The 7,568-nt window shown below is 66.4% G+C and carries 11 protein-coding genes; 2 read left to right on the top strand and 9 right to left on the bottom strand.

What is annotated here, in order from left to right; genetic code table 11:
* Positions 1-230 precede the first annotated feature (230 nt).
* On the bottom strand, positions 231-1,739 hold the full coding sequence (locus MJ785_RS04045) for an NAD(P)/FAD-dependent oxidoreductase (protein WP_239380059.1): 1,509 nt from the start codon (positions 1,737-1,739) through the stop codon (positions 231-233).
* 122 nt (positions 1,740-1,861) lie between these two features.
* On the opposite strand from MJ785_RS04045, the gene MJ785_RS04040 reads away from it, so the two are divergent.
* Complete coding sequence (locus MJ785_RS04040; protein WP_308194817.1) at positions 1,862-2,554, top strand: TetR/AcrR family transcriptional regulator; 693 nt, start codon at positions 1,862-1,864, stop codon at positions 2,552-2,554.
* Positions 2,555-2,856: 302 nt separating this feature from the next.
* Here the strand turns inward: MJ785_RS04040 and MJ785_RS04035 are convergent, their stop codons facing one another.
* From MJ785_RS04035 to MJ785_RS04020, 4 genes are read right to left on the bottom strand one after another with little or no spacing between them, the layout of a single operon-like run.
* Positions 2,857-3,294, bottom strand: coding sequence for a type II toxin-antitoxin system VapC family toxin (locus MJ785_RS04035; RefSeq protein ID WP_239380058.1), 438 nt, complete (start codon positions 3,292-3,294; stop codon positions 2,857-2,859).
* Positions 3,291-3,527 (bottom strand): type II toxin-antitoxin system Phd/YefM family antitoxin, encoded by a 237-nt coding sequence (locus MJ785_RS04030; protein WP_239307831.1) that lies wholly within the window; start codon positions 3,525-3,527, stop codon positions 3,291-3,293. Before MJ785_RS04030 ends, MJ785_RS04035 begins: the two co-directional genes overlap by 4 nt.
* Before the next feature lie 26 nt (positions 3,528-3,553).
* The gene (locus MJ785_RS04025) at positions 3,554-3,865 is read right to left on the bottom strand and encodes a type II toxin-antitoxin system PemK/MazF family toxin (protein WP_239307830.1); all 312 of its coding nucleotides are present in this window, start codon (positions 3,863-3,865) and stop codon (positions 3,554-3,556) included.
* Positions 3,862-4,122: a pilus assembly protein HicB gene (locus MJ785_RS04020; protein WP_239307829.1), complete on the bottom strand. Its 261-nt coding sequence runs from the start codon at positions 4,120-4,122 to the stop codon at positions 3,862-3,864. The genes MJ785_RS04025 and MJ785_RS04020 overlap by 4 nt, the downstream gene beginning before the upstream one ends.
* Before the next feature lie 150 nt (positions 4,123-4,272).
* On the opposite strand from MJ785_RS04020, the gene MJ785_RS04015 reads away from it, so the two are divergent.
* Complete coding sequence (locus MJ785_RS04015) at positions 4,273-4,416, top strand: hypothetical protein (protein ID WP_239380057.1); 144 nt, start codon at positions 4,273-4,275, stop codon at positions 4,414-4,416.
* A gap of 411 nt (positions 4,417-4,827) precedes the next feature.
* Here MJ785_RS04015 and MJ785_RS04010 read toward each other — a convergent pair whose 3' ends face one another.
* The 4 genes from MJ785_RS04010 to MJ785_RS03995 all read right to left on the bottom strand — a co-directional run bounded on the left by MJ785_RS04010 (position 4,828) and on the right by MJ785_RS03995 (position 7,479).
* Positions 4,828-5,235: a type II toxin-antitoxin system VapC family toxin gene (locus MJ785_RS04010; protein ID WP_239307828.1), complete on the bottom strand. Its 408-nt coding sequence runs from the start codon at positions 5,233-5,235 to the stop codon at positions 4,828-4,830.
* The gene (locus MJ785_RS04005; RefSeq protein WP_239307827.1) at positions 5,226-5,495 is read right to left on the bottom strand and encodes a hypothetical protein; all 270 of its coding nucleotides are present in this window, start codon (positions 5,493-5,495) and stop codon (positions 5,226-5,228) included. Before MJ785_RS04005 ends, MJ785_RS04010 begins: the two co-directional genes overlap by 10 nt.
* A 233-nt stretch (positions 5,496-5,728) precedes the next feature.
* Positions 5,729-6,997 carry a hypothetical protein gene (locus MJ785_RS04000; RefSeq protein ID WP_239307826.1) on the bottom strand — a complete coding sequence of 423 codons (1,269 nt, stop codon included), beginning with the start codon at positions 6,995-6,997 and terminating at the stop codon, positions 5,729-5,731.
* Entirely contained in the window at positions 6,997-7,479 is a 483-nt protein-coding gene (locus tag MJ785_RS03995) for a hypothetical protein (RefSeq protein WP_239307825.1), read from the bottom strand. The genes MJ785_RS04000 and MJ785_RS03995 overlap by 1 nt, the downstream gene beginning before the upstream one ends.
* Between the last annotated feature and the right edge of the window lie 89 nt (positions 7,480-7,568).

Raw genomic sequence — 7,568 nt, 5'->3', positions numbered from 1 at the left:
CATCGAGGCGGGACGTTGCCAGCTGACAGTATGGCGTAGCGATGTCGAATACCGCTCGTGTACACCAGAGGCCACGGCGGCGACTGACCGGTGGGAGCGCGCCTGGGCTTCCTGACCGACCGATAAGACCCACCGCGGTCAGGAAGCCATTACTACCAGCCTGGCTATGATCAGCAGCGAGGCCTACGGCGCGACCGTACGTGGCCGGCGCGCACGCTCGAAATCGTCCGCTACTGAATACGGCGTGGGTGGCCGCGTCGCGGGAGGATGGGCGCGTCGCGGCCGGTGCCTATCGGTCGGTTGGAGGGCGCGGCCGCTGTCTTTTGTTCGTGGTATTCCTCTTCGACGTTGACGGCCCAGATGTCGTGGTGGGTGCCGTCGAGGATGTTCTCGACTGTGCGCATCGCGGTGAGCATGGAATGGTCGGCGTTGTTGTAGCGGTGCATGCCGTTGCGGCCGACAGGGTAAACGTTGGGTACATTCACGGAGATCCATTCTCGGATGATCTCCACGTTATGGCGGTAGTACTGGTCGTAGGTCGGGTACGCCTTCGGCACCCGCACGACGTAGCCGCGTTCGACCGCGCCGTGGCGTACGAGTCCGAGCAGCTCCAGTTCACGGGTGGCGAGCGCGATCAGCTCGTCGTCGAGCTTCGTCCACATGTCGTCGCCCTCGAAGACGAAGAACTCCAGACCAAGACAGGTCCGCCCTTCCTTGACGAGGTAGGGCGACCAGGAGCCGTAGTTCTGGATCCGGCCGACCTTGACGCCCGGGTCATGGATGTAGATCCAGTTATCGGGAAAACTGAACTCGGCGGGGACGACGAGCGCGACGGTGAGGTAATCGCGGTAGCGCAGATCGTTGGCCGCTTCAATGACCTTGGCAGGCGGTGGCGGGTCCATGCCCAGCACGAGGGCTGACAGTGGGGTTGAGGAGATCACCTGGTCGGCCGGCACCCGTGTGCGCTCGCCGGTCTTCGATTGGACGGTGACCGCGACCGCGCGTCCGTGCTCATGGTGGATGGTCGTGACGGCGGTGTTCAAGGTGACCGTTCCGCCCATCTTCTCGATCTTGTCACGGCAGGTCTCCCACATCATGCCGGGGCCGTACTTCGGGTAGTGGAACTCCTCGATCAGGCTGGTGATGTCCTTCTGGTTTCGCCTCGGGAGGACCGCGTTGACGATCGCGGAGGACAGCGAGAGGTTCTTCACCCGCTGTGCGGCCCAATCCGCCGGCATCTCGCTGACCGGGATTCCCCACAGCTTCTCGGTGTAGGTTTTGAAAAACGTCCGGTACAGCCGCCAACCGAAGCGCGCGACCAGCCACGCCTCATAGTTGCTCTGATCCCGCGGCGGACGCAGCCGCGTGCGGGCGTAGGACCCGAGCGCGAGTGCCGCGTGCCCAGGCCCGAGGTTGCGCAGGGCGTTGAGGGCGCGCAGCGGGTAGTCGTAGAGCTTCCCCTGGTAGTAGATCCGGCTCATCCGAGGCCGGAGCAAGAAGTCCTCGGCAGGCAGGATTTCGTGCCACAGCACCTCGACGGCCGCGACCTTGGTGAAGAACCGGTGCCCGCCGATGTCGAATCGCCAGCCGTCGCGCTCGACGGTACGGCTGATCCCGCCGACCACGTCGTCGGCTTCGAACACCGTGACGGCCGCGCCGCGAGCGGCCAGCTGATAGGCGCCTGTCAGGCCAGCCGGCCCGGCACCAATGATCACCGTGTGCGGAACCTGAGTCGACATGAGTTCTCCCACTCTTTCGCTGGGGCGACGAACGGCGCCACCGTGAGACGCATCTGCATAGCTTCTTGGACGGTGTTGCCTAATTTTCGAGATACCTGAGTCCAGGAGGGTAGCGTGGGTCCGTGGCCATCGACGCAGCGGGTGCCAGCGCCGTCGCGCTGGGCCGAGGCCGGCTGGCCAAACGCGAGGCGATCATGAAAGCCGCGTTCGAGGTCTTCGCGCGGCAGGGTTACATCGCCACCAGCCTCGACGACATCGCGTCGGCCACCCCGGTCTCCCGCCAGACTGTCTACAACCACTTCGGCGACAAGGAGAAGCTCTTCCTCACCGTCATCGACGAGATGATTACAGCGAACCTCGACGCGCTACGCAACGCGACGAACACATTTCCCGCACGCGTAGAGACTGTCGATGACGCCTCGACCTACCTGCTTGACCTCGCACGACGGATCACAGCGGTCTACGCCAGCCCGACCACCAGCGCGTTGCGCCTAGTTATCCAGACCGAGGCACCCCGCCACCCCCAGCTCCTAGCCTTGTGGCGTTCCCGTGTCACCACACCCGTATGGCCAGCCCTCATCGGCAACCTTGCCCGCCTCGCTCACGCCGGCGCCCTAAACATCGACGACCCAGCCCGCGCCGCCGGTCAATACCTCGCCCTCATCATCGGGACCTCCTGGCAGATGACAGAACTCGGCACCTTCGCTCTCACCGCGCCCTCCGATCGCGACGCCCCGGAACTCGACACCGCCATCCGAGCCAACGTCGCCCTTTTCATCCGTGCCTATGCACCCATCGCCACTCAGGCCTTTTAGGGCGTGTCTGATGGATGGTGGTCGATGTGGGCGATGATCCAGAAAGTGCCTGCAAGGCGGAGCAGGCCCGGATAGCGGTGTTCTATCCGGACCGACGGCAACGCGGCAGGATGCCTTCCGGGCATTGAGAACAGGGACCCGCACGGACGCGAAGCGTTCGGTGGGGGGCGAAGCGATCGAAGACTCATCAGACTACGCCCTAGCCGTCCTGCTATTGGAAGTCTGTGAGTTCTGCTATTGGCAGAGCAGGGTGCGGCGCGGCCTGACTTGCGGCCGAGAACGTCAGTGGCCAAGGTGCAGGTTCAGGCTTCTGCCGTCGCAGGTACCGGGACGGCAATGACGGTAAGCCCGTCAATGCTGGCGAAGTCGGCGGGGTTGCAGGTGTATACGGGCAGGTTCTTGGACAGCGCGGTGGCGGCGATCATTGCGTCATACGCTCGGGCCGCAGGCTTGCGACCGGCTTGGCGCAGCGAGGCCGCCACCCGTCCGAACGCTCGTGCCGCTGCGGCATCGAAGGGGAGCGGATCAAAGTCGGCCTCGGCCTGCTGTACCTGGGCCTGCCTGTTGGCACGCTCGCCGTCCGTGGCCGCGACGAGTGGGCCGGCCGAGAGTTCGGCCAGCGTGATGGCGGTGATGAGCGGTTCCGCGGGCAGGCTGTCCGGGTCGGGTATGCGTGGCAGATGGATGACCGTGCTGCTGTCGAGCACCCCGCGCGGGTGGCGTACGGCGGGATCGGTCACAGTGCGGGGTCCAGCATGCTGTCGATGTCCTCGCGCAGGAGTACCGGGTCGACACGCGGTAGACCGCGCCAGCGCTCCAGCAGCAGCGCGGCTGACAGCGGGCGGCGTGGCAGGGGCCGGAGTTCGGCGACCGGATGACCGTCCCGGGTCACTGTCAGTGCCTCTCCGTTTGCGACCCGGTCCAGAATCTGGCCGCCATGATTGCGGAGATCTCGAACTGTTACTTCGATCATGAAATTAACGTAGCACGCGTGAGACGTCAGCGTTCGGGCGTGGCCAGGATCTTGAAAAGCATGGTGTTGGTGTCGGTGAGCGTCTGGACGTCGACCCGGCGCAGGTATTCTTCTAGCGCGGCCTTGGCCACAAACGTGACCAGGCCCATCACAGCCCACTGGCCCTCGCCCAGCCGGACGCAGAACCCCTCGTCGGTGGCGTGCTCCACGACCAGCGCGACCAGCACGGTCGGCTCATCGACGATCTCGTTGTAAACCGTGGAACTGATGACCAGCACCGCCTGGGCTGTCGGTCCGGTGCGGGTGGTCCAGATCTCGCCGCGCCGCGGCGACCTCATTCGGCGGCGCCCGCCAGGTTGGGCAGCCCGGCCGCCGCGAGTGCCCGCTGGTTGGCCTCACCGAAGGCGAGCGCCACCTGGGTGATCGCCGGGTTCGCCCGCATCCAGGCAGCGTGGGCGGCACAGCGCCGGCGCATGTCCTCGGCGTCGAGCACGCGCTCGACCCACGCGTTCATCGACGTGTCCGCTGCCTCGGCATACCGCTTGACCGCCTCGTATGCCTCGTCCGAGAGCCGAAGCGTAATCGTCCGTGTCACGCGTAATATGCTAGCAAGATCTGCTATCAACATCCGTGGCGAGCCGGATACGCCGTCGCGGTGCCCCGCGAAGTCCGCGGTGTTCACGTGCGTCGCCTGCCAGCTCACAGGGGCGTTTCTGTCGCCCATCGGTGCGCGGCTCGCCGTGACATGGTCGGCTACGGTGATGGCGTGGGACTGCATCTGAGCCGGATCGACGAGGCGGACGAGCCGCTGTCGAAGGACTCGCTCGCGTTGTTGATCGTGATGGTGCTGGACCAGCAAATCGGACAAACAGCGAACGATGTTGGGTGATCCGTCCCGATTGGTATGCGGAAAGCGCTCGCACGGACGCGGAGGGTCGCCTACGAGGGGAGACGGTCTCCTCGGCGTGCGCTGTGCCCTCGGCCGTTTGGCGCCGTGGCCGTCGGGTGCCTATGGTGATCTGACTTTCTCCCCGCCGTCCTCCGCGACTGGCGGGGTTTTTTTCTAGATCGGGTACGTCATGACCCCGCGAGTCGCGGTCTTCATCGACTACCAGAACGTTCACTTTTCGGCGCGAAGCAGGTTCCAACCGGCCGACGCGCCACGTCACCACGGTCATGTTGATCATGGCCGGGTGGCTGAGCGGATCGTCGCCGGTCGACGCTTCGCCGGTCGACGCTTCGGCGGCGAGTTCGCGGCAGTCCGTGTGTACCGAGGCTGTCCGAGCCCGATCGCCAACCGCTATGTGATTAGTTCTATGGCGCAGCGTGGGCCAGTCGCGGCAATGTATTTGGCGTCACAGGTGAGAAGGACGGCGTCGATCTGTTCGGCCAGTGCGACGTAACCGGCGCCGTATGCGGTCATGTTTTCTCGAAGTTCCCAGACGCGTTGGGCGGTCGGCCCGCCGAGCAGTTCGCGACGGATCGGTAGGCGGATCAGGTTGGCGACGAGATTCGGGGCGTGCTCGGCTAGGCGGCTCGTACGTCTGGCCAGGCCGCGGAGCGCCGAGATGACCTCGATGTCCAGATGGGCGGGGGCGTAAGAGGCGTCGCCGCTGGCCATACGATCCCTCGCGGCCTTGCGCCGTGGGCTGTCATCCCCGGCGAGTAGATCGACGATCACGGACGCGTCAACGACGATCAGCCCCACCGTGCCTCCTGCGCATCACGGACTGCGCGTACGGCGGCGACCGCGTCGTCCGTGGTAAGCCCTACCGAGGCGCGAGCGCTGTCGATGTCGGCGAGTACCTCGTCCATGGTCGGGGTAGTCGCCTCGCGGCTGAGTACGTCGAGCACGTAGGCGTTCAGCGACTGCCGGCGCGCTTTCGCCCGTGCGGTCAGAGTGGCACGTACTCGAGCTGGGAGCGCCCGGATGGTGAGGTTGGTCGTGATCTCTTCGGCAGTAGTCATGACGTCATTCTAACGTCGAAGTCGCGTCTCGGCGACGTCAGATGTCGATCAGGTGAACAGCATGTGTCGCGCCATCGCGACGCTGCCGTCGCGATGGCGCGGGACAAACAAGGAACGGATGACGGGCGCCGGGTTGTGCCGGTGGGGTGCCTGCCTAGAGGGTTTCAGCGTGGGCCCAGGGCAGATCTGTGCGGTGGGTGGCCAGGGCGGGCGCCTGGCCACCCACGGGATCGTCACGATCCGAAGCAGGCCGCTGCGCCCCCGGCCGCGAGGATGGTCACCGAACACCACGTAGTGCGCGGATAGTAGGCCTTCATAACGACCGCAGCCGTGGCCGCTCTGTCATCGGAAGGAACGTTCTGGACTGATTCGGCGAACTCGGCGCCGAGCAGATTACGGAACAGCAGAAGGTGCTGGGAGGTCGGGCTGGCGCTGGAGAGCGGTACGAAGGTGACGCCCGGAATGCTGTCGATCGCCGACCGCTGCGCCTCAGTGCCGACCGCGAAGGTGTAGTAGCCGGAGGAATCGAGACTGGTCGCGTCGTCCGCGCGGCAGCCATAGTCGATACTGCCGTCGGGTAGCGTGTTGACGACGACAGGCAGCGGCGGCTTGGCCAGGTTGTCGCACAGCGACCAGTAGCGGATATCGGCGTCGGCGGCCGGCCACGGAGCCGGATCGTCACCCGTCGGTGTTCGGGGGGCCTTGCCGTGCACGACGAGCACCGAGCCGTCGGCTGGCGGCGTCACGCTTGCCGACAGGTAGGCGTTGTCCAGATTCGGGAAAAGGCCGCCGGTGCCCGAGGCGCCGCGCGCGAACTGAGGACTCGCCGCGCTGGCTGTGACGGTTGGCTGGGACGCGACCATATCGGGCCCGGAGTCGGCCGCGGTGCTGGCGCCGCATACCGGCGGCGTGTTCGAGACATCGTCCTGGGTGAAGGTAAGGGTTGGCAGATGGACGTCGGCCGCATTCCCACCGGCCGGAAGGTAGACGCGATAGATGAGGTAGCCGGTCGCGCCCGACGTGGTTTCCGCCGGCGCCAGCGGTAGCGTGTTGCTTTCGCCTGCCACCACGTCCTGGGTCAGCGTGACGGTGAAGTTGCCGCCCGGTGCCGCGGTCTGTTGCCACGGATTCACGCTGCCAGCGTCCGGGGCGGTCAGGAAGTCGGGGAGCCCAGAGCTGACCCCGTTGGTCGTGAACGGGGCGCGGTTGGAGCTGTACACGGTCAGGGAGGTGTAGCGGGCGTCGGCGTAGGAGCCCGCGACCGTGATCTTAAGACCGTCCTCGACCGTGAACGGCGTCGTCCAGTACACGGCGTCGCTGTCCGGGAGCGCCACGTTGGCAGTAGAGGGCGTTGTCTCCAGCCGCCAGGCGCATGACGGTGTCGACGCCGAAGCCGCGGCGAGGGCCGGCGTGTCGACGGCGAGAGTCGTCGGCGCGGCCAGCATGGCCACGGCAAGCGCCGCTGCGGCGTGGAACCGGCGGCGCTTCCTGCTCCTCGCCACTACGAGCACGTCCAGGCAAGCGAGCCGTCGATGGCCGTCCCCGCGGGGGTCGTCAGGTCGACGGTGGATACGCCGCCAGTCGCGCTGATGCTGGTGGGTACGGCGCCGGCGGGCAGAGTGACGTTGCTGCCATCGGGTTGCGTGAGCTGGAGTGTGAGGACACCGGTGTAGCTGCCGGGGCCGCGGTAGCCGGTCGCGAGGACGTTGAACGAGAGGGTGTAGCCGTCGATGGTGGCGGTACTCGCCGAGGCCGTGTACGTGAGCCGCCCGGCTGAGCAGTCGACCGTGGTGGCCGCCGTCCCGCTGAGGCTGACGGGCTCGGTGATCGAGAGCGTGACCGATCCGTCGCCGGTTTCGGGCGTTGCGGCGCTCGCGGCGCTCGCGGTGGTCGCGAGGCCCGCGGTGACCGCGAGGCTGGCGGCGGCCACGCCAGCCACTCGGACGGCCCGGCCGGGGGATCTCCGGATGCGGTGCTTACCCATGGCGTCTGCTCCTCAGCTCTCGGACCTGCGGCCGTATCCTCACCGGCTGGTGTGTGAGTTCGCCGTCCAGAACGTTCGAGTTCTATGAG

The organism is Protofrankia sp. CiT1 (assembly GCF_917627335.1).
Lineage (GTDB): Bacteria > Actinomycetota > Actinomycetes > Frankiales > Frankiaceae > Protofrankia.
Note: the sequence above shows the minus strand (reverse complement) of the source record. Positions and strands in the feature narration are given on the sequence as shown.

Coding starts and splice junctions, on each gene's coding strand:
- MJ785_RS04045 (WP_239380059.1), bottom strand. CDS start 1,739: ATGTCGACTCAGGTTCCGCACACGGTGATCATTGGTGCCGGGCCGGCT.
- MJ785_RS04030 (WP_239307831.1), bottom strand. CDS start 3,527: ATGATCGAAGTAACAGTTCGAGATCTCCGCAATCATGGCGGCCAGATT.
- MJ785_RS04025 (WP_239307830.1), bottom strand. CDS start 3,865: ATGAGGTCGCCGCGGCGCGGCGAGATCTGGACCACCCGCACCGGACCG.
- MJ785_RS04015 (WP_239380057.1), top strand. CDS start 4,273: ATGGTCGGCTACGGTGATGGCGTGGGACTGCATCTGAGCCGGATCGAC.
- MJ785_RS04005 (WP_239307827.1), bottom strand. CDS start 5,495: ATGACTACTGCCGAAGAGATCACGACCAACCTCACCATCCGGGCGCTC.
- MJ785_RS03995 (WP_239307825.1), bottom strand. CDS start 7,479: ATGGGTAAGCACCGCATCCGGAGATCCCCCGGCCGGGCCGTCCGAGTG.